This window comes from Georgenia sp. AZ-5, from assembly GCF_043952095.1.
In the GTDB taxonomy this organism is placed as follows: domain Bacteria; phylum Actinomycetota; class Actinomycetes; order Actinomycetales; family Actinomycetaceae; genus Georgenia.
In genome coordinates, this window is the sequence record NZ_JBINOU010000001.1 from 3,021,365 (window position 1) to 3,040,729 (window position 19,365).

Consider the following 19,365-nt stretch of genomic DNA (forward strand, 5'->3'; position numbering starts at 1 on the left):
GGCGCCGCCGCCTTGTCAGGGCGTGCGCCGGAACAACCGATCGGGAGCCGCCATGATTGACCCCGTCCGTCAGAGCCGGGCACGACGACGCTTCCCGTGCCTCCACGCGGGGGCGCGGCCATGAGCTCGGCCGAGCGCGACGGCGCCGTGCCGACCGAGGCGCCCGAACGACCCGACGGTGTCACATCCAGCCAGACCGCCGCTGGCGGACGCAGCCCCGGGCGCTCGCGTTCCCGGCGCCCCGCCGCCCGCGGGTCTGTCACGCTGTCGGACGTCGCCCGCGAGGCCGGCGTCTCGCTGGCGACCGCCTCCCGCGCCATCAACGGCAGCTCGAACCGAGCGGTGGGCGAGGAGCTGCGCCAACGGGTGCATGCCGCCGCGGATCGCCTGGGCTACTCACCCGACGCCAACGCCCAGGCCATGGCGCGCGGGCAGACCGCCACCATCGGGCTGATCGTGCATGACATCGCTGACCCCTACTTTTCCGCCATCGCGGCCGGGGTGACGGAGGCCGCCGAGGAGGCGGGCATGGTCGTCACGCTGGCCAACACCAACCATGACGCCGCGCGCGAGCTCGACTACGTGCGCACCCTGCAGAACCAGCGCGACCGGGCGATCATCCTCATCGGCGCCCGGCGCGACGACGAGGAGGCGAACCGCCGCCTCCGGGAGGCGCTCGACGCCTACCGGGCGCGCGGCGGCACCGTCGCCATGGTCAGCCAGCCGATTCTCGGCGTCGACACCGTGCACGTCGACAACACCGGCGGCGCCGCGGCTCTGGCCCGGGCGCTGCACGGGCTCGGGTACCGGCGCTTCGCCGTGCTCGCGGGCCCGCTCGACAACCTCACGGCGCGCGAGCGCGTCACGGGCTTCGTCGGTGCCCTCGCCGAGCGCGGGGCCGAAGTGCCGTCCACCGCGATCGTGCCGAGCGCTTTCACGCGCGACGGCGGTCACGCCGCCATGCGCGAGCTGCTCAGCCGGGACGTCGCCACCGAGGTGGTCTTCGCCGTCACCGATGTCATGGCCCTGGGTGCGATGACCGCCGCACGGGAGGTCGGCGTGGACATCCCGGGGCAGCTCGGGCTCGCCGGCTTCGACGACATCAGCACGCTCCGTGACGTCACGCCCCCGCTCACCACCGTCCGCATCCCGCTGCGGGAGACGGGTCGCCAGGTCACCGCCCTGGCACTCGAGCCGCCGGCCGTGGGCGCCAGGGAGATCACCGTCCCGGGCGAGGTGGTCCTGCGCGCTTCGACGCCCGGACCCGCGCCGGGCTGACCTGCCGCTGCGAGAGCCGGCCCACGCTCCGCCCGGACTCTTGACACCGGCCGTCGATGCGCCTAACTTCCCGGAAAGCGCATTCCCCACTGGGTACCGCACCACCGACTGCCTCGACGGAGAGAGCACATGACCACACGCACCCTGCGCATCGCGATGAACGGCGTGACCGGCCGGATGGGCTACCGCCAGCACCTGGTGCGCTCGATCCTGCCCATCCGCGAAGCCGGCGGCGTCGAGCTGCCTGATGGCTCGCGGGTCCAGGTCGAGCCCATCCTGCTGGGCCGGAACGAGGCCAAGCTGCGCGAGCTCGCCGAGCAGCACGGCATCCAGGAGTGGAGCACGGACGCCGACGCGGTGATCGCCGACCCCGGCGTCGACATCTACTTCGACGCTCAGGTCACCTCCCGGCGCGTGGCCGCGCTCACCGCGGCGATGCGGGCCGGCAAGCACGTCTACACCGAGAAGCCGACCGCGGAGACCACGGAGGAGGCCGTGGCGCTCGCCCGTCTGGGTGAGGAGACCGGCGTCACCGCGGGCGTGGTGCACGACAAGCTCTACCTGCCCGGCCTGGTCAAGCTCCGCCGCCTGGTGGACGAGGGCTTCTTCGGCCGGATCCTCTCCCTGCGCGGGGAGTTCGGCTACTGGGTCTTCGAGGGCGACAGCCAGGCCGCCCAGCGGCCCTCGTGGAACTACCGCAAGGAGGACGGCGGGGGCATCACCACCGACATGTTCTGTCACTGGAACTACGTGCTCGAGGGCATCATCGGCACGGTGGACGCGGTCACGGCCAAGGCGGTGACGCACATCCCGACCCGCTGGGACGAGCAGGGCCGGCCCTACGTCGCCACGGCCGACGACGCCGCGTACGGGATCTTCGAGCTCACCACGCCCGCCGGCGACGCGGTCATCGCGCAGATCAACTCGTCGTGGACGGTGCGCGTCCACCGTGACGAGCTCGTCGAGTTCCAGGTGGACGGCACGCACGGCTCTGCTGTCGCCGGCCTGCGCCGGTGCGTCGCCCAGCAGCGCGCCCACACCCCGAAGCCGGTGTGGAACCCCGACCTGCCGGTCACCGAGGCGTTCCGCGACCAGTGGCTCGAGGTCCCGGCGAACGCCGACCTCGACAACGGCTTCAAGCTGCAGTGGGAGGAGTTCCTGCGCGACGTCGTCGCCGGCCGCCAGCACCGCTTCGGCCTGCTCTCGGCCGCCCGGGGCGTGCAGCTGGCCGAGCTGGGAGTGCGCTCGTCGGCCGAGGGCCGCCGCGTGGCGGTGCCGCCGATCACGCTCGGCGCCGGCGCCGGCGCCTCCGCCCCCGTCGCGGAGCGCGCCCGGTGAGCGCGGCACCGGCGACCTCCCCGTCGGTCGCGCTGCCCCGGCCGGACGGCACGCTCGTCCCCCACCGCCTCGGCGCGCCCGGCGCGTGGACCCGGCCCTCCGCCGCGCTGGCCGCGCGCACCGCGTACGCCGCCGCGCACGTCGTGCCGCGCGCGACGGCGGACAACACTCCCGGGCGGCCCGCGGAGCTGGACTGGGACGCCACCCTGGCCTTCCGCCACCACCTGTGGTCCTACGGCCTGGGCGTGGCCGAGGCCATGGACACCGCCCAGCGAGGGATGGGCCTGGACTGGCCGGCGGCCGCCGAGCTCATCCGCCGCTCCAGCGCCGAGGCGCGCGCGGCGGGCGGGGCGATCGCCTGCGGCGCCGGCACCGACCACCTCGACGGCCCCGCCGTCGCCGCCCTGGCCGCGGGTGACCACGGTGCCGCGCTGGCCACCGTCACGGACGCCTACCGCGAGCAGCTCGCCACCGTGACGGGCGCCGGGGCGCGGCCCATCCTCATGGCGTCCCGCGCGCTGGCCGCCACCGCCCGCGGCCCCGAGGACTACCTCACCGTCTACGACTCACTGCTGGCGGAGTCAGGCGAGCCGGTGATCCTGCACTGGCTGGGCGAGTCGTTCGACCCCGCCCTTGCCGGCTACTGGGGGGCCGCCGACCCGCACGCCGCCGCCGCAACCGTCCTCGAGCTGCTCCGGCGGCACGCGGCCAAGGTCGACGGCATCAAGGTCTCGCTGCTCGACGCCGACTTCGAGATCTGGCTTCGCGCGCAGCTGCCCGGCGGCGTGCGGATGTACACCGGTGACGACTACAACTACCCCGACCTGGTCGTCGGCGACGATGCGGGCCACTCCGACGCACTCCTGGGCATCTTCGCCGCGATCGGCCCGGCGGCGTCGACCGCGCTCCAGGCCCTCGACGGCGGCGACCGCGCCGCGGCCCACGCGATCCTCGCCTCGACGCAGGCGCTCGGCCGTCACGTCTTCGCGCCGCCGACGTACTACTACAAGACCGGCGTCGCGTTTCTCGCCTGGCTCAACTGCCACCAGCCCGGTTTCCAGATGGTCGGCGGGCTCCACTCCGGCCGCTCCGTGCCCCACCTGGTCACGCTGTTCGAGCTGGCCGACGCGGCGGGGCTGCTGCTCGACCCCGAGCTCGCCGCCCGCCGCATGTCCCACTTCCTCGCCGTCGCCGGCGTGAGTTGAGAGGGTCACCATGACTTCCACCGACGCCACGACCACGCGGGCCGCCGGCGGCGTCCCGGACCTCTCCCGGCTGTCGCTGAACACCGCCACCACGAAGGCGTGGACGCTCCAGCAGGCCGTCGAGGGCGCGGCGCGGGCCGGCCTCCCGGCGCTCGGCCTGTGGCGCGACCGGGTTGCCGAGGCCGGCCTGCAGCGCTCCGCCCGGCTCGTGCGCGAGGCGGGGCTGCGGGTCTCCTCGCTCTGCCGCGGCGGGTTCCTGACGGCCGCTGACGACGACGGGAAGCGTGCCGCCGTCGAGGACAACAAGGCGGCCATCGTCGAGGCCGCCACCCTGGGCACCCGCGAGCTCATCATGGTCGTCGGCGGGCTGCCTGCCGCCACCGCCCCCGGCGGGCCGGCGCGGCGCGCCGGGGACAAGGACCTCGTGGCCGCGCGCGGGCGGGTGGCGGACCGCGTCGGCGAGCTGGTGCCCTTCGCCGCCGAGCACGGCGTGCGCCTGGTGCTCGAGGCCCTCCACCCCATCTTCGCCGCCGACCGCGCGGTGCTCTCCACGCTGGGCCAGTGCCTGGACCTGGCCGAGCCCTTCCCGCCGGAGACGGTCGGCGTCGTGGTCGACACCTACCACGTGTGGTGGGACCCGGCGCTGGCCGCCCAGGTGGCCCGGGCGGGCGCCCAGGGGCGGCTGGCGTCGTACCAGGTGTGCGACTGGATCTTGCCGCTGGCCGCCGACCCGTTGCTCTCGCGCGGCTACATGGGCGACGGCTACATCGACTTCCCCACCATCACCGCGTGGGTGAGCGAGACGGGCTACACCGGGGACGTCGAGGTGGAGATCTTCAACCAGGAGATCTGGGACACCCCAGGGGACGAGGTGGTCGCCACCGTGGCGGCGCGCTACGCGGAGCTGGTGCAGCCGTCCCTCTGAGGGGCGCGCCTCCCGAAATCTCCACCAGAACGACCGGGCGCATTTGCGGGAACAACTCCGGGAGCCTCGCCCGGCCTGATCACGGCAGGCCGTTCCCCCGTCCTGACGACGCCCGGGTCGCCGGCCACATGGTCACGGCCGCCGCGTCGTCGGCGTCGCGCAGCACCCGCAGCACGTTCCCGCCCACCAGCGCCGCGAGCTCCGAGGCCGCCCAGCCCCGTTCCGCGAGCGCCGCCAGCAGGCGGGGATAGCCCGAGACGTCCTCGAGCCCCTCGGGCAGGCGGTCGACGCCGTCGTAGTCCCCGCCCAGCCCGATGTGGGCGAGACCGGCGACCTCCCGGGCGTGCTCGACGTGGGCGACGACGTCGTCGATGAGCACCCGCGGACGCGGATGCTCCGCCTCCCAGGCGGCCAGCCGCCGGCGCCAGGCGCGCTCCGGATCCTCGTCGGCGTTCTCGGCGGCGGTCGCGGCCGGGTCCTCCCCCGGGTGCGGCGCGCGCGGCCAGTGCCACCCGGGCTCGCCGAGCGCGAGCCGCGCCTCCTCCTGCCAGCGGGCGTACGCCGGCGAGAGGAACGTCGGCACGAACGTCACCTGCAGCACCCCGCCGTTGCCGGCGAGCCGCGCCAGCACGGCGTCGGAGACGTTGCGGGGGTGGTCGCACACCGCCCGGCAGGAGGAGTGCGAGAAGATCACCGGCGCCCGGGCGACGTCCAGGGCGGCGTGCTGGGTGGTCTCGGCGGTGTGGGAGAGGTCGACCAGCATCCCGACGCGGTTCATCTCCGCCACGACCGCGCGGCCGGTGTCGCTGAGCCCGCCGACCGCCGGCACGTCGGTGGCCGAGTCCGCCCAGGCGACGTTGTCGTTGTGGGTCAGCGTCATGTACCGCACGCCGAGCCGCGCCAGCACCCGCAGCACGCCGAGCGAGCCGCCGATCGAGTGGCCGCCCTCGGCGCCGAGCAGGGAGGCGATGCGCCCGGCGTGGAAGGCGGACAGCACGTCGTCGGCCGTGCAAGCGAGGGCGAACGTGCCCGGATAGGCGGCGATGAGCCGGTGCACGGCGTCGACCTGCTCGAGCGTGCCGAGCACCGCCTCCGCGCCCGTGCGGGTTGCCGGCACGAAGACCGACCAGAACTGGGCGCCCACCCGGCCGGCGCGCAGCCGCGGGATGTCGGTGTGCAGCGCCGGCCGGGGCCCGTCCAGGCCGTCGACGGCGTACCCGGCGGTGGTCCGCAGGGCGTAGGCGAGGTCGTTGTGCCCGTCGACCAGCGGCGTGGTCGCGAGAACCGCGTCGACGAGCGCGGCGGTGGAGACCATGCGCCCCATCCTTCCGCCCGCCGCGGCCGTGCACCGGCGCAAGACCCGGCGGCCCGGGTGCCGGGTGGTCGTTCAGGGGGCTCCGAGCGGCGTCAGGGAGTGGTCCGGCGCCGCCGGGGCGGGCCCGGGGACCGGCCGGCCGGCCACCCAGACGGCGTCGATGTCGGCCGGCGTCCCGAGGGTGAAGATCTTGGCCAGGGCATCGGTGGCGTCCTTGGCGTGGCGCAGGGCGACGTCGAGGGTGCTGCCGGGGTGGGGCCTGACCCGCACGGCGTCGAACTCCTTCCCCGCGCCGAGGTCCCCGACCCGGTCGGCGAGGCCGAGGGCCTGGGCCCCCGACCGGGTGGCCAGGTGGAGCAGGTCCGCGGCGGTGAGCAGGGCTCCGCCGTCCCCGAGGAGCTGCTGGACGAAGTAGGCGTGCAGCCCCTCCTTGAGCATCGAGAACCCCGTGCCGGCCCCGACGTCGGAGCCCAGGCCCACCCGGACGCCGGCGTCGTGGTGGGCACTCAGCGGGAAGAGACCGGAGCCCAGCGCGGAGTTCGACGAGGGGCAGTGCGCGACCCCGGCGCGCGCTGCGCCGAGCACCGTCAGCTCGGCGGGGGTCGGGTGGACGTCGTGGGCGAAGACGGAGCGCGAGGTGACGAGGCCGTGCCGGTCGTAGGTGTCGAGGTAGTCCCGGGCGCCGGGGAAGAGCCGGCGCACCTCGGCGATCTCGGCGGTGCTCTCGTTGAGGTGGGAGGTGAACCAGATGTCGTCGCCGGCCGCGAGCAGCTCGGCGCAGGCCTCCAGCATCGGCTCCGAGGCGGACAGGGAGAACCGCGGCGTGACGGCGTAGCGCAGCCGCCCCCGGCCGTGCCAGCGGCCGATCAGCGCCCGGCCGTGGACGACGGCCTCCTCCGGGGTGGTCAGCAGCTCCTCGCGCAGGATGCGGTCGCTGACCACGAGCCCGGCGGTGATGCGCAGGCCGACCGCCTGGGCCTGTGTGAACAGCGCGTCGACCGCCAGGGGGAAGTGCGAGCCGAACACCAGCGCCGTCGTCGTGCCGGCGCGGACGAGGCCGTCGAGGAAGTCGCGGGCCACGGCGTGCGCGTAGGCGGGGTCGGCCAGGCGGGCCTCCTCGGGGAGGGCGCACTCGCGCAGCCAGTCGAGCAGGGGCATGCCGAGCCCGCCGATGACCCGTACCTGCGGGAAGTGCGCGTGGGTGTCCACGAACCCCGGGAGCAGGATCCCGTCGCGCAGGTCCACGACCTCCTCGGCGGGGTGGGCGGCGCGGGCGGTGGCGAAGCCGGTGCGCGCCGCGACGACGCCGTCGCGCACGAGAAGGCCGCAGTCCTCCTCGGCGACGAGCCGGGCCGGCGCGAGGAGGTCGCCGGAGGTGTCGAGGACCGTGGCGCGGTAGAGGGTCATCGGCGGGCCCCGGCGGTCGCGCTGCGGGCCCGGCTGCTAGGGACGGGGGCTCCCTCGAAGGCCTGCAGCAGCGCGGCGGCCACGCTGACCGCGATGGCGGCCGGTTCCTTGCCCCCGATCCCGGGCAGCCCGATGGGGCAGGAGATGCGGTCCACGGCGGCGTCGGCGTGCCCGGCCTCGCGCAGCCGCTTCCGGAACCGCGCCCACTTGGCTCTCGAGCCGATGAGGCCGACCGAGCCGAGGTCGTCCCGGCGCAGGGCCGCGTCGCAGAGCACGAGGTCCTCGGCGTGGTCGTGGGTCATGACGAGCACGTGCGCGCCGGGGGCGAGCCCGCGCAGCACCACCTCCGGCGCCGGGGCGTGGTGCAGGTGGACCGTGGCGCGGCCGCCGTCGAGGTCGGCCAGGCGCGCGGCGTCGAGCTGCTCGGCCCGGCTGTCCACCAGGTGCAGGTCCACGGGCAGGCGGGAGAGGATCCGGCCGAGCTCCTGCCCCACGTGCCCGACGCCGAAGACGGCGACCGTGGGCCGGGCGCGCAGCGGCTCGAGCAGGACCGAGACCTCCCCGCCGCAGCACTGGCGGCCGTGCCGGTTGTCGGCGTGCTCGTTGAGGGCCGTCTCGAGCCACTCCGGCTCTCTCACGCCGGCGGCCAGCATCGCGCGGGCGCGGTCCACCGCCGTCGCCTCGAGGTTGCCGCCGCCGATGCTGTCCCACGTGGCGTCGGCGGTCACGACCATCTTCGCCCCCGCCTCGCGGGGCGCGTGACCGCGCACGCGGGTGAGGGTGACGAGGACGCCGGGCCGCCCCTCGGCGCGCAGCAGCTGGACCGCCCCGAGCCAGTCCACGTCAGCTCGATCCCCGGTCCGCCGCGGCACCGCCCAGGGCGCCGCCCGTGGCCGCGGCGGAGGGGGCGCCGCCGCCCGTGGCCGCGTTGGCGGAGGCGCCGGCGGCGGCCCGGTCACGGGTGGCGCCCGGTCCGGCCAGGCCGTCGGTGGCGGGCACCGGTGCGCGCCGCGCCGCCTCCACCGCCCAGTACACGGCCTCGGGGGTCGCCGGGCTGGCCAGCTCGACGGAACGGCCCGCCGGTCCGAACGCGGCGGCGGCCTGCCGCAGCGCCTCGCGGATGCTGAACGCGAGCATGAGCGGCGGCTCGCCGACCGCCTTCGAGCCGTAGACGACGCCGGACTCGGTGGCCCGCTCGAACAGGTGGACGTGGAACTCCTCGGGCATCTCGGAGAAGCTGGGCAGCTTGTAGGTGCTGGCGGCCTGGGTGGCCAGCCGGCCGCGGTTCGGGCCGTCGGAGAGGTCCCAGCGCAGCTCCTCCAGGGTCAGCCAGCCGGTGCCCTGGACGAACCCGCCCTCGATCTGCCCCAGGTCGATGAGCGGGGAGAGCGAGTCGCCGACGTCGTGGACGATGTCGGTGCGCACGAACCGGTAGGCCCCGGTGAAGCCGTCCACCTCCACCTCCGAGACCGCCGCCCCGTAGGAGAAGTACTTGAACGGCTCGCCCTGCATGCGTGTGCTGTCCCAGTGCAGCCCCTCGGTGCGGTAGTACCCCGCCGCCCACAGCTGCACCCGCTCGGCGTAGGCGGCCCGCACCAGGTCGGCGAAGTCGATGACCGCGTCGTGGAAGCCGAGGCCGGTGACCTTGCCGTCGGCGAAGCGCACGTCGGCCGGGTGGATGCCGAGCTTGCGGGAGGCGACCTCGGCCAGGCGCGCGCGGATCTGGTCGCAGGCGTTCTTCACGGCCCCGCCGTTGAGGTCCGCGCCCGAGCTGGCCGCCGTCGCGGAGGTGTTGGGCACCTTGTCCGTCCGTGTGGGCGCCAGCCGGACGTGCTGCAGCGGCACGCCGAGGGCGGTGGCGGCGACCTGGCGCATCTTGGTGTGCAGGCCCTGGCCCATCTCGGTGCCGCCGTGGTTGATGAGCACGGAGCCGTCCCTGTAGACGTGGACGAGCGCCCCGGCCTGGTTGAACGCGGTGAAGTTGAAGGAGATGCCGAACTTCACAGGCGTCAGGGCCAGGCCCCGCTTGAGGTGCGGGTGCGCGGCGTTGAACTCGGCGACCTGACGGCGGCGCCGCTCGAAGTCGGACCGGCGCAGCACCTCGTCCCAGATGGCGTGCAGCCGCTCCGCGTGCCGGACGACCTGGCCGTAGGGCGTGCTCTGGCCGGGCGCGTAGAGGTTCCGGCGGCGCAGCTCGGTCGGGTCGACGCCGAGCAGCGGGGCGCAGCGGCCCAGGATGTCCTCCAGCACGAGCATGCCCTGCGGGCCGCCGAAGCCGCGGAACGCCGTCTGGGAGGTCTTGTGGGTCCTGGCGATGCGGCCGTGGACCTCGATGTGCGGGACGTGGTAGGCGTTGTCGACGTGACACAGCGCCCGGGCCAGGACCGGCTCGGACAGGTCCAGGCTCCACCCGCCGTCGCTGGTGAGGGTGGCCCGAAGGGCCAGGAGCCGGCCGGCGTCGTCGAACCCCACCTCCCAGGACGCGTGGAACGGATGGCGCTTGCCGGTCATGGTGATGTCCTGCGTGCGGTTCAGCCGCAGCCGCACCGGCCGGCCCGTGAGCACCGCGCCCAGCGCGGCGACGGCGGCGAGGCCGTGCGGCTGCATCTCCTTGCCGCCGAAGCCCCCGCCCATCCGCAGGCACTGCACGGTCACCTCGTGGCTGTGCAGGCCCAGCACGTGCGCGACGATCTCCTGGGTCTCGGACGGGTGCTGGGTGCTGGACTGGACGAAGACCTGTCCGCTCTCGTCCACGTGCGCCAGCGAGGCGTGCGTCTCCAGGTAGAAGTGCTCCTGCCCGCCGATCTCCAGCTCGCCCGAGAAGCGGTGCGGGGCCCGGGCCAGCGCCGCGGCGGCGTCGCCGCGGGCGACGGTGCGCGCGGCGCCCTGGAAGCTCTCCGCCGCGATCGCCTCCGCGAGGGTGAGCACCGCGGGCAGCGGCTCGTAGTCGACCTCGACCGCCTCCGCTCCCAGCCGCGCCGCCTCGAGGGTCTCCCCGAGCACCCAGCACACCGCGTGCCCGTGGTACATCACCTCGCCGGGGAAGAGCGGCTCGTCGTTCTTGACGCCCGCGTCGTTGACCCCGGGCACGTCCGCGGCCGTGAGGACGCGCACGACCCCGGGCACGGCCAGCGCCGGCGCGGTGCGCAGGGCGGTGATCCGGGCGTGCGCGTGCGGCGCCTGCACCGGCCAGGCGTGCAGCACGCCGGGCGCGCGGCCGAGGAGGTCGTCGGTGTACAGGGCGGTCCCCGTGACGTGCAGCGCGGCGCTCTCGTGGGCGACCGCCACGCCCACGACCGGGTTCACGGGCCGGTCGGCGAGCGCGCTCACCGGGCCGCCTCCAGGACCTCGGAGGGCTGCGTCCCCTCGTAGAACCGCAGCGCCGACTGCTCGAGCATGGCCGTGCGGTAGCGGGCGCTGGCCCGGTGGTCGTCCAGCGGGGTGCCCTCGCGGGCCAGCGCCGCCGCGGCGGCGAGGGCTGTCTCGCGGACCCACGGCCGGCCGAGCAGCTCCGCCTCGGTGGCACGGGCGCGGATGGGGGTGGCGGCGACGCCGCCCAGGCCGATCCGGGCCGAGGTCACCCGTCCGTCGTCGATCTGGAGGGCGAAGGCGACGGCGACGCTCGAGATGTCGTCGAAACGCCGCTTGGCGATCTTGTGGAACGCCGTCGTCCCGGCCAGCGGCAGCGGGATGCGCACCGCGCGGATGATCTCGCCGGCCCGGCGCACCGTCCGGCGGTAGCCGGTGAAGTACTCCGAGAGCGGGACCTCCCGCTCGCCGTCCCGCGAGGCGAGCACGACCGCGGCGTCCAGGGCCAGCAGGACGGGGGCGGCGTCGCCGATGGGCGAGGCGGTGCCGAGGTTGCCGCCGAGGGTCGCGGCGTTGCGGATGAGGCGGGAGGCGAACTGCGGGAAGAGCTCGTCGAGGAGCGGGACGCGGCCGGCCAGCGCGCGCTCGATCTCCGAGAAGGTCAGGGCCGCGCCGATCTCGACCCGCCCGGGACCCGTCTCCAGCCCGCGCAGCGGCGCCAGCCGATCGACGGCCAGGGCGAGCGGTGGGCGGGCGTGCCGGATGTTGCGCTCGACGCCCGCGTCCGTGGCCCCCGCGAGGAGCACGGCGTCCGGGTGCTCCGCGAGCCGGTCGAACAGCTCCTGGAGGGTCACCGGGCGGGCGAACTCCGCGCCGTCCGCGACGGCGGCGGTGCGGCGGGCGGCCGGCGCCGGGCGCTCCTGGCGGCGGGCCAGCGGGTCGGCCCCTGCGGGGACGCCCAGGGCGTAGGCGGCGTCGCGGATGGGGCGGTAGCCCGTGCAGCGGCACAGGTTGCCGCTCAGGGCGTGCAGGTCGAAGCCGTTCGGCCCGGTCTCGTGGTCGGCGGCGTGCTCGGGCCCGGAGACGGCAGTCCCGGTCTCCGGTGGGTCGGCCGGCGCGGCGGCGCGCTCCGGGCGGTAGTACTCGGCGGCCATCGCGCACACGAAGCCGGGGGTGCAGTACCCGCACTGGGAGCCGCCGCGGGAGGCCATCTCGCGCTGGACCGGGTGGAGGTCCTCGACGGCACCCGCGCCAGGGGCGGTGCCGAGGCCCTCGGCGGTGACGATCTCCTGGCCGTCGAACGCCAGGGCGGGCGGGAGGCAGGCGTTCACCGCCGTCCACCGCGACCGCCCGTCGCCGTCGGGGCGCGCGACCAGCACGGCGCACGCGCCGCACTCCCCCTCCGCGCACCCTTCCTTGGCCCCGGTCAGGCCGTGGCCTCGCAGCCAGTCCAGCAGGCTCGTGTGCGGCCCGGCGCCGGCGCCCGTCAGCACCTTGCCGTTGACCGTGGCCTCGATCCGTTGCTCCACGACGCTCCCTCGTGCTCCGGCCCGCCGGTCGTCGGTGCCCGGACGGGCAAGGCCGCTCAAGAGTGCATGGTTGGAGCTCATACGCCCCGGCGCGGCTGGTTATCCATGCGAACAACAGCGCCGTGTGCTGCACAACGTTGTGACGCACAACATACTCCGCGGCCGGACCGAAGTCCCCGATGCGGAAGGGGTCTTTGGTTAATGGGTCAGGTTCCGGGCTCTGCCCCCTGGCCCGTCGGCCCGGCTGCTGGCCCGTCGGCCCGGCTGCTGGCCCGTCGGCCCGGAGGCGAGCTGCTGCACTCCCCTGAAACGGGGCCGCGCGGCGGCGAGATCAGCCCGGCCGCGAGCTGAGCCGCCCGGGCGAACTCGCAGGTAGAGCCCAGCGTCCCTGCAGGTGGCGCCGACAGGCTCGGGGTGCGGACGAACCCCGGGCTGCCGCACCCGGACGACGAACGGAGCAGCCATGCGCAAGATCACCAGCCTCGCGGCGGCCACGGCTCTGGCCCTGACCGGCATCGGGCTCACCCTGCCCGCGAGCGCCGAGACCGCCTCCGAGGACGCGGCCGGGACCGGCCAGTCCCTCCTCGCCGATCGGCTCGAACGGATCCGGGACGCGCTCACGGAGCTGGTCGACGGCGGCACGCTCACCGAGGACCAGGCGGACGCGGTGGCCGAGACGCTGAACGACTCGGAGGCGCTGGGCCCGTACGGCGGGCCCGGCGTGCACGGCGGGGGCCTCGACCTGGACGCGGCGGCCGACGCCCTGGGGCTGAGCGCCGAGGACCTGCGCTCCCAGCTCGAGGCGGGCGGCACCCTCGCCGACGTCGCCGAGGCGCAGGGCGTCGACGTCGCCGCGCTCGTCGACGCGCTCGTCCAGGCCGCGACCGACCGCCTGGACGCGGCGGTGGCCGACGGCGGCCTCACGCAGGAGCAGGCCGACGAGCGGAAGGCGGGCCTGGAGAACCGGATCACCACCGCGGTCGAGCAGGGGCTGCCCGCCGGTGGCAGGCACCACGGGATGCACGGGCGGGGCACCCCGCCCGACGGGTCCGACGACGACACCACCACCGGGTCCGACGACGGCACCACCACCGGGTCCGACGACGGCACCACCACCGGGTCCGACGACGGCACCACCACCGGGTCCGACGACGGCACCGGTACGACCGGCACGGTGGTGACGTCGTACCTCTCGGCCTGATCGGAAGGCGCGCCTCCCGCCCCGGGTGACCCCGGACAGCCAGCTCGGAGCGCGAGGTCACGGGTTTCCGGCGAGGTAGTGCCGAACTAGGCACTACCTCGCCGGAAAATTCCGACGTCAGGGTGCCTTCCGGCGGGCGGTGCACCGAGAACCTCCGGTCCCTCCCTCAGCGCGCACCCCCCACCAAGCTCGCCGGTCATCCAAACGGGGACGCCCCCACGCGAGGTGCCGCGCGTGCTCGGGCGTCCGCTTGCGCGGCGCCGCGACCGCGATCACAGTCCCGTGCAAAGGCATCGTCCGCGCACCGGAGGGGCTGAGGTCATGACCGGTTCCGTGGCCGTCACGCAGCCGGGCCTGAAGCGGGTCATCGGCCCGACGCTGCTGTTGCTGTTCGTCGTCGGCGACATCCTCGGCACGGGCGTCTACGCCCTCACGGGCGCCGTCGCCGGCGAGGTGGGCGGCGCGGGGTGGGCCGCCATCGTGCTGGCGTTCGTCGTCGCGACGCTCACCGCGTTCTCCTACCTCGAGCTCGTCACCAAGTACCCCCAGGCCGCCGGCGCCGCGCTGTACACGCACAAGGCGTTCGGCATCCACATCGTCACCTTTCTGGTCACCTTCGCGGTGCTCAGCTCGGGCATCACCTCGGCGTCGACGGCGTCGAAGTTTCTGGCGGAGAACTTCATCGTGGGGTTCGGGCTGGACCGGGGCCAGGGCGCCGTCACCGCCATCGCCATGACATTCGTGGTGCTACTGGCGCTGATCAACCTCCGGGGCGTCTCGGAGAGCCTGAAGTTCAACGTGGTGCTCGCGCTCGTGGAGCTCGCCGGGCTGCTCATCGTCATCCTCATCGGGTTCTTCGCGATGTCGCAGGGCAACGTCGACCTCGGCCGCGCCATGGTGTTCGAGACGTCCGAGGACAAGAGCGTGTTCCTCGCGCTGACCTCCGCCACGGCCCTGGCGTTCTTTTCGATGGTCGGGTTCGAGGACTCGGTCAACATGGCGGAGGAGACCAAGGATCCCATCGGCACGTTCCCCCGCGTGATGCTGACCGGCCTGGGCATCACGGCGTTCATCTACGTCCTGGTGTCGATCACCGCCGTGGCCGTCGTCCCGGTCGGTGAGCTGTCGGAGAGCGCGACGCCGCTGCTGGAGGTGGTCCGCACCGGCGCCCCCGGGGTGCCCGTCGACGTGGTCTACCCGTTCCTGTCCATGTTCGCCGTCGCCAACACCGCGCTGATCAACATGATGATGGCCAGCCGGCTGCTGTACGGGATGGCCACCCACGAGGTGCTTCCACCGGTGCTCGGCCGGGTGCTGCCGCACCGGCGCTCGCCGTGGACGTCGATCATCTTCACGACGCTCATCGCCATGGCCCTCATCTACACCGTCACCAACGTCATGGGGGCGGAGACGGTCGCCGCCCTGGGCGGCACCACGGCGCTGCTGCTGCTGGGCGTGTTCACCGTCGTCAACATCGCCTGCATCGTGCTGCGCCGCCGGCCGATGGACCACGAGCACTTCCGTGCACCGACCGTCACGCCGTTCCTCGGCGCCCTGACCTGCGCCTATCTCGTGGGTCCGTGGGCCCAGGACCCCATCGAGTACCAGATCGCCGGCGGCATGCTCGCCCTCGGCGTGGTCCTGTGGGTGCTGACCATGCTGTGGCACCGCAGCCGGGGCGAGGCCGCGCACCGGCCCATCCCGCCGGACCAGGGCGAGCCGGTGGGCTGACGGCCACGCCGACGCCCACCGGGTGGCTGACCGTCACCGATCGGGGCCGCGACCTGGTGCTCACGCGCTCCTTCGCCGCCGCCGCCGGCGACGTCTGGGCCGGCCTGACCGACTGCGAACGCCCGCAAAAGTGCCCCAAGCGAGGGGCGGCGCGTCCCTCAGCCCCCGTAAGGGCGCGTGATGATCTCCAGGTTGTGCCCGTCGGGGTCGCACCAGTACAGGCCCCGCCCGCCGTCGTTGGTATTGATCTCGCCGGGGCGGCGATGGTACGGGTCCGCCCAGTAGGTCAGCCCGCGCGCGACGATCCTGCCCAGGATCGCGTCGAAGTCCTCCTCGCTGACCAGGAACGCGTAGTGCTGGGCCTGAATCTCACCCGGGGCCTCGGCAAAGTCCAGGGAGACGTCGTTGGCCACCCGAACGATGGTGAAGGGCCCGTAGGTGGTCGGCCGGGGCAGCGCGAGGATCTCCGCGAGGAACTCCGCCGAGGCGTGCCGGTCGCGCGCGTGGACGATGGTGTGGTTCAGCAGGACGGCCAACGTTCACTCCCTCCCGGCGGCGGTCCAAGTGTGCGCTCATGGAGGCGGGTCCGGAAGGTGCTCCGCCATCCGGCCAGACGTCGCGGCACCCGTACCGACAGCTTCCGCACCGGTCCGGGTCCGGCGCGCGTCGTGGGCCTCCCGCCACTGGAGTTACGCGCAGGGCGCTAAGTGGCGAAACAGTGGGTTCGAGTCGAGCCAGCGGGGTCAACTCGAGCCAGCGGGGTCAACTCGAGCCAGCGGGGTCAACTCGAGCCAGCGGGGTCAAGTCGAGCCAGCGGGGTCAACTCGAGCCAGCGGGGTCAAGTCGAGCCAGCGGGGTCAAGTCGAGCCAGCGGGGTCAAGTCGAGCCAGTGGGGATCTCCCCGCTGGCTCGACTCAGAATCCCTGTCTCGCTGCCCAAACCCACTGCCTCAACGCCTCAAACCAAGCCACTGCGTCGCGGCATGAATCCACTACCTCGGCGCACGAACCCACTACCTCGTGGGCTTCCCCTCTTATCGTGGAGGCATCGCCCCCAAGGAGGAACGGCGATGGAGACGCGGCGGAGGTTCGACCGGGAGTTCAAGGAGGGCGCGGTGCGGATCGTCCGGGAGACCGGCAAGCCGATCGCGCAGGTCGCACGGGAGCTGGGCATCAACGACGGCACGCTGGGGAACTGGGTCGAGCTCGACCGGCGGGCGCGCGAGGGCGGGGACGGCACGCTGGAGGAGAGCGAGCGCGCCGAGCTGCGCCGGCTGCGCAAGGAGAACGCCGAGCTGGCGATGGAGCGTGATGTGCTCAAGCGCTCGGTCGCCCTCTGGGTCAAGGAAGCGATGGGGCACTGAGCCTGGCTGCCTTCATCGCCGCCCAGAGGGCAGTGCACCACGTCCCGTACGCGGTGTCCTGCCGCGCCCTGGGGGTCTCCCCGGCCTGGTTCTACAAGTGGGTCGGCGGGGAGGTCTCGGTGCGGCGTAAGCGCCGGGCGGCGCTGGCCGCCCAGGTCGCCTATCTCTTCGCCCGGCACCACGGCACCTACGGCTCCCCGCGGATCACCGCGGACCTGCGTGCGGCCGGCTGGCGGGTCTCGGTGAACACCGTCGCGGCGCTGATGGCCGAGCAGCACCTGGCCGCCCGGCCCAAGCGCCGACGCCGCGGCACCACGCGGGCCGACCGGCGCGCCCGCAAGGCCCCCGACGCCCTGGGCCGCGACTTCGCCCCGCCGCCGATACCCGATCAGCGCTGGTGCGGGGACCTGACCGAGCTGCCCACCGACGAGGGCAGGTTCTACCTCGCCGCGGTGCTGGACCTGCACTCGCGCCGCTGCGTCGGCTTCGCGATGGACGCCCACCACGACGCCCCGCTGGCCCGGGCGGCCCTGTGCGTGGCGATCGCGAGCCGCGGCGGGTCCGTGGCCGGCGTGGTCTTCCACTCCGACCAGGGCGGGGAGTACACCGGGGAGATCTTCGCCCGGGCCTGCCGCAGCGCCGGCGTGACCCAGTCGATGGGCCGCACCGGCTCCGCGCTGGACAACGCGGTCAGCGAGAGCTTCAACAGCACCGTCGAGTTCGAGCTGCTGCGCCGGCACCACTTCGCCACCCGCGAGCAGGCGCGCCGCGTGACCGCCGGATGGATCGATGAGTACAACACCACCCGCCGGCACTCCACCGACGCCATGCTCAGCCCCGTCGAGTACGAACGCTCCCTCGCCACCGGCCAGGGCCACCGGGACAAGCTCGCGGCATGAACCGCACCGCACAAGCAGGCGGAGGCGGCTGCGCCGCCCGATCTCATCCGGCGCACCGCCCGCGCGGCCCAGGGTGGCGGTGCCGCCCCTCCGGCCTCAAGGGTCGCTGCGCGATCGCTGCGCGACGGCCTCCGGCCGCCCTTGACCCCGGAGCCTCTGCGACCCCGCCCGCGAGCCAGGACGCGGACAGGACGCCCACTAATCAGGTCTCCACGGTTCCAGGGGATTGCCACCTCGGCGCACAGAACTTCCCTCGCGGCGGCACGAACCCACCTACCTCGGCGCACCAACCCACTGCGCCTGCGCCGATCGGGCGACTGGGCGCCTGGTGTCTACGCGGGGTCCTCCACGCGCCCCGTGACGGCTCGCCGATGCCCGAAAGCCCGACCCACTCAGCACTTGGAGGGCCCCGGCCACGGCCCTCTCTCGCCGAACAACGCCGGCTCTCAGGCGCGCGAGCCCACCCGCTCCGGCTCGGCCGCCGCCGCGGCGCGGCGCGGGACCAGCACGATCATGGCCAGGCCGACGAGGGCCGGGAGCAGGAAGGCGTAGAAGTTCCACTCGAAGCCGAGGTCGGACTCCATGATCAGGCCCACCATCAGCGGAGCGACGACCGCACCGACGCGGCCCACGCCGAGCGTGATCCCGACGGCGGTGCCCCGCACCCGGGCCGGGAAGTACGCCGCGGCGTAGCCGTTGACGAGGATCTGCGTGCCGATCGAGCCGAGGCCCGCGACCGCGACGAAGAGGTAGAGCAGCGCGGCCGGCGGCTGGAGGCTGAGCGAGACCAGCGTCAGCGCGGCGGCGACGAAGCACAGGCTCACTGCCACCTTCGAGCCGACGCGGTCAGCGAGCACGGCGGCGCCGACGCTCCCCACGATCGCGCCGAGGTTGAGCACGAGCAGGAAGCTGATCGAGGACCCCAGCGGGTAGCCCGCGCTGCGCATGATCTGGGGGAGCCAGGTGTTCAGGCCGTAGACCAGCAGCAGCCCGGCGAAGGACGCCACCGAGAACAGCACGAGCGGCCCGCGGTTTCCGGCCCGGAGCAGGAAGCGCACGGCGTGGGAGCCGCGCGGCTCGCCCGCGGGCGCGCTCGTCTCCGGCTCGACGCCGTAGCGGTGCGCCAGCTCCTCGGCCTCACGCACGCGCCCCTTCGCGGCGAGGAAGCTCATCGACTCGGGCAGGAGCAGGTAGACGAGCGGCACGAGGACGACCGCGGGCGCGGCGCCGATCCACAGCAGGACCCGGAAGCCGTGGTCCTGCAGGAGCGCGAGGGCGGCGAGGGCGGCGAAGACGCCGCCGAAGGAGTACCCCACGAACATCATGGCGTTGTAGAACTGCTGCTTGCCCCGCGGCGCATACTCCACCGTCAGCGCGATCGCGGTGGGCATGACGCCGCCGAGGCCGATGCCCGCGATCAACCGGAACAGGCCGAAGAGCTCCGGCGTGGGCGCCAGCGCGGTCGCCGCGGTGGCGGCGCTGAACCAGACGATGCTGGCGATGATGATCTTCCGGCGGCCGAAGATGTCGGTCAGCGCGCCCACGCCCAGGGCGCCGACGAGCATGCCGAAGGTGGCGTAGCTGCCGATGAGGCCCACGTCGGTCGGCGTCAGATCCCAGTCGGGGTGCTCCAGCAGGGCCGGCACCATGGCGCCGTAGATCATGAGGTCGTAGCCGTCGAGCACGATGGCGAAGAACGCCAGCGCGACGACGACCAGGCCCCGGCGGCTGCCGGCGCTCGGCGCGGAAGGTGTGGACATCGTTGTCTCCTGAGGGGTTCGGGGCTCTTGGCGGTCCCGGCGTCTCGGCCGCCCGCCGGAAGGTCCCGGAGCGGCTGGTGCCTCGAGGTGCCGTGCCGCACCTCA

General features: G+C 74.2%; 15 protein-coding genes. 8 read left to right on the forward strand and 7 right to left on the reverse strand.

The window, feature by feature from the left end:
- The first annotated feature begins 120 nt into the window (after positions 1–120).
- From ACF0H8_RS14140 to ACF0H8_RS14155, 4 genes are all read left to right on the forward strand, one after another.
- Entirely contained in the window at positions 121–1,278 is a 1,158-nt protein-coding gene (locus ACF0H8_RS14140) for a LacI family DNA-binding transcriptional regulator (protein ID WP_395289538.1), read from the forward strand.
- Positions 1,279–1,407: 129 nt separating this feature from the next.
- On the forward strand, positions 1,408–2,616 hold the full coding sequence (locus ACF0H8_RS14145) for a Gfo/Idh/MocA family protein (RefSeq protein WP_395289539.1): 1,209 nt from the start codon (positions 1,408–1,410) through the stop codon (positions 2,614–2,616).
- Positions 2,613–3,821, forward strand: a complete 1,209-nt coding sequence (locus ACF0H8_RS14150) for a dihydrodipicolinate synthase family protein (protein WP_395289540.1) — start codon at positions 2,613–2,615, stop codon at positions 3,819–3,821. Before ACF0H8_RS14145 ends, ACF0H8_RS14150 begins: the two co-directional genes overlap by 4 nt.
- A gap of 10 nt (positions 3,822–3,831) precedes the next feature.
- A complete protein-coding gene (locus tag ACF0H8_RS14155; RefSeq protein WP_395289541.1) occupies positions 3,832–4,746 on the forward strand; it encodes a sugar phosphate isomerase/epimerase family protein in 915 nt (304 codons plus the stop codon).
- 79 nt (positions 4,747–4,825) lie between these two features.
- Here the strand turns inward: ACF0H8_RS14155 and ACF0H8_RS14160 are convergent, their stop codons facing one another.
- From ACF0H8_RS14160 to ACF0H8_RS14180, 5 genes are all read right to left on the reverse strand, one after another.
- The gene (locus ACF0H8_RS14160; protein WP_395289542.1) at positions 4,826–6,061 is read right to left on the reverse strand and encodes a dipeptidase; all 1,236 of its coding nucleotides are present in this window, start codon (positions 6,059–6,061) and stop codon (positions 4,826–4,828) included.
- 72 nt (positions 6,062–6,133) lie between these two features.
- Positions 6,134–7,468 carry a guanine deaminase gene (gene guaD / locus ACF0H8_RS14165; protein ID WP_395289543.1) on the reverse strand — a complete coding sequence of 445 codons (1,335 nt, stop codon included), beginning with the start codon at positions 7,466–7,468 and terminating at the stop codon, positions 6,134–6,136.
- Positions 7,465–8,310, reverse strand: a complete 846-nt coding sequence (gene xdhC / locus ACF0H8_RS14170; RefSeq protein ID WP_395289544.1) for a xanthine dehydrogenase accessory protein XdhC — start codon at positions 8,308–8,310, stop codon at positions 7,465–7,467. The genes guaD and xdhC overlap by 4 nt, the downstream gene beginning before the upstream one ends.
- A gap of 1 nt (position 8,311) precedes the next feature.
- On the reverse strand, positions 8,312–10,798 hold the full coding sequence (xdhB, locus tag ACF0H8_RS14175) for a xanthine dehydrogenase molybdopterin binding subunit (protein ID WP_395289545.1): 2,487 nt from the start codon (positions 10,796–10,798) through the stop codon (positions 8,312–8,314).
- The gene (locus ACF0H8_RS14180) at positions 10,795–12,306 is read right to left on the reverse strand and encodes a xanthine dehydrogenase small subunit (protein ID WP_395289546.1); all 1,512 of its coding nucleotides are present in this window, start codon (positions 12,304–12,306) and stop codon (positions 10,795–10,797) included. The genes xdhB and ACF0H8_RS14180 overlap by 4 nt, the downstream gene beginning before the upstream one ends.
- A gap of 463 nt (positions 12,307–12,769) precedes the next feature.
- On the opposite strand from ACF0H8_RS14180, the gene ACF0H8_RS14185 reads away from it, so the two are divergent.
- Positions 12,770–13,507 carry a hypothetical protein gene (locus ACF0H8_RS14185; RefSeq protein ID WP_395289547.1) on the forward strand — a complete coding sequence of 246 codons (738 nt, stop codon included), beginning with the start codon at positions 12,770–12,772 and terminating at the stop codon, positions 13,505–13,507.
- Positions 13,508–13,828: 321 nt separating this feature from the next.
- Entirely contained in the window at positions 13,829–15,238 is a 1,410-nt protein-coding gene (locus tag ACF0H8_RS14190) for an APC family permease (RefSeq protein ID WP_395289548.1), read from the forward strand.
- A 158-nt stretch (positions 15,239–15,396) separates the two neighbouring features.
- Here ACF0H8_RS14190 and ACF0H8_RS14195 read toward each other — a convergent pair whose 3' ends face one another.
- Complete coding sequence (locus tag ACF0H8_RS14195) at positions 15,397–15,774, reverse strand: VOC family protein (RefSeq protein WP_395289549.1); 378 nt, start codon at positions 15,772–15,774, stop codon at positions 15,397–15,399.
- A 533-nt stretch (positions 15,775–16,307) separates the two neighbouring features.
- Here ACF0H8_RS14195 and ACF0H8_RS14200 point away from each other — a divergent pair.
- Both ACF0H8_RS14200 and ACF0H8_RS14205 read left to right on the forward strand, forming a co-directional pair.
- Entirely contained in the window at positions 16,308–16,601 is a 294-nt protein-coding gene (locus ACF0H8_RS14200) for a transposase (protein ID WP_395288084.1), read from the forward strand.
- 14 nt (positions 16,602–16,615) lie between these two features.
- A complete protein-coding gene (locus tag ACF0H8_RS14205; protein ID WP_395290894.1) occupies positions 16,616–17,500 on the forward strand; it encodes an IS3 family transposase in 885 nt (294 codons plus the stop codon).
- A 446-nt stretch (positions 17,501–17,946) separates the two neighbouring features.
- Here ACF0H8_RS14205 and ACF0H8_RS14210 read toward each other — a convergent pair whose 3' ends face one another.
- Positions 17,947–19,260 (reverse strand): MFS transporter, encoded by a 1,314-nt coding sequence (locus ACF0H8_RS14210; RefSeq protein ID WP_395289550.1) that lies wholly within the window; start codon positions 19,258–19,260, stop codon positions 17,947–17,949.
- Positions 19,261–19,365 lie beyond the last annotated feature (105 nt).

Coding starts and splice junctions, on each gene's coding strand:
- ACF0H8_RS14140 (WP_395289538.1), top strand. CDS start 121: ATGAGCTCGGCCGAGCGCGACGGCGCCGTGCCGACCGAGGCGCCCGAA.
- ACF0H8_RS14145 (WP_395289539.1), top strand. CDS start 1,408: ATGACCACACGCACCCTGCGCATCGCGATGAACGGCGTGACCGGCCGG.
- ACF0H8_RS14155 (WP_395289541.1), top strand. CDS start 3,832: ATGACTTCCACCGACGCCACGACCACGCGGGCCGCCGGCGGCGTCCCG.
- ACF0H8_RS14160 (WP_395289542.1), bottom strand. CDS start 6,061: ATGGTCTCCACCGCCGCGCTCGTCGACGCGGTTCTCGCGACCACGCCG.
- guaD (WP_395289543.1), bottom strand. CDS start 7,468: ATGACCCTCTACCGCGCCACGGTCCTCGACACCTCCGGCGACCTCCTC.
- ACF0H8_RS14185 (WP_395289547.1), top strand. CDS start 12,770: ATGCGCAAGATCACCAGCCTCGCGGCGGCCACGGCTCTGGCCCTGACC.
- ACF0H8_RS14190 (WP_395289548.1), top strand. CDS start 13,829: ATGACCGGTTCCGTGGCCGTCACGCAGCCGGGCCTGAAGCGGGTCATC.
- ACF0H8_RS14200 (WP_395288084.1), top strand. CDS start 16,308: ATGGAGACGCGGCGGAGGTTCGACCGGGAGTTCAAGGAGGGCGCGGTG.
- ACF0H8_RS14210 (WP_395289550.1), bottom strand. CDS start 19,260: ATGTCCACACCTTCCGCGCCGAGCGCCGGCAGCCGCCGGGGCCTGGTC.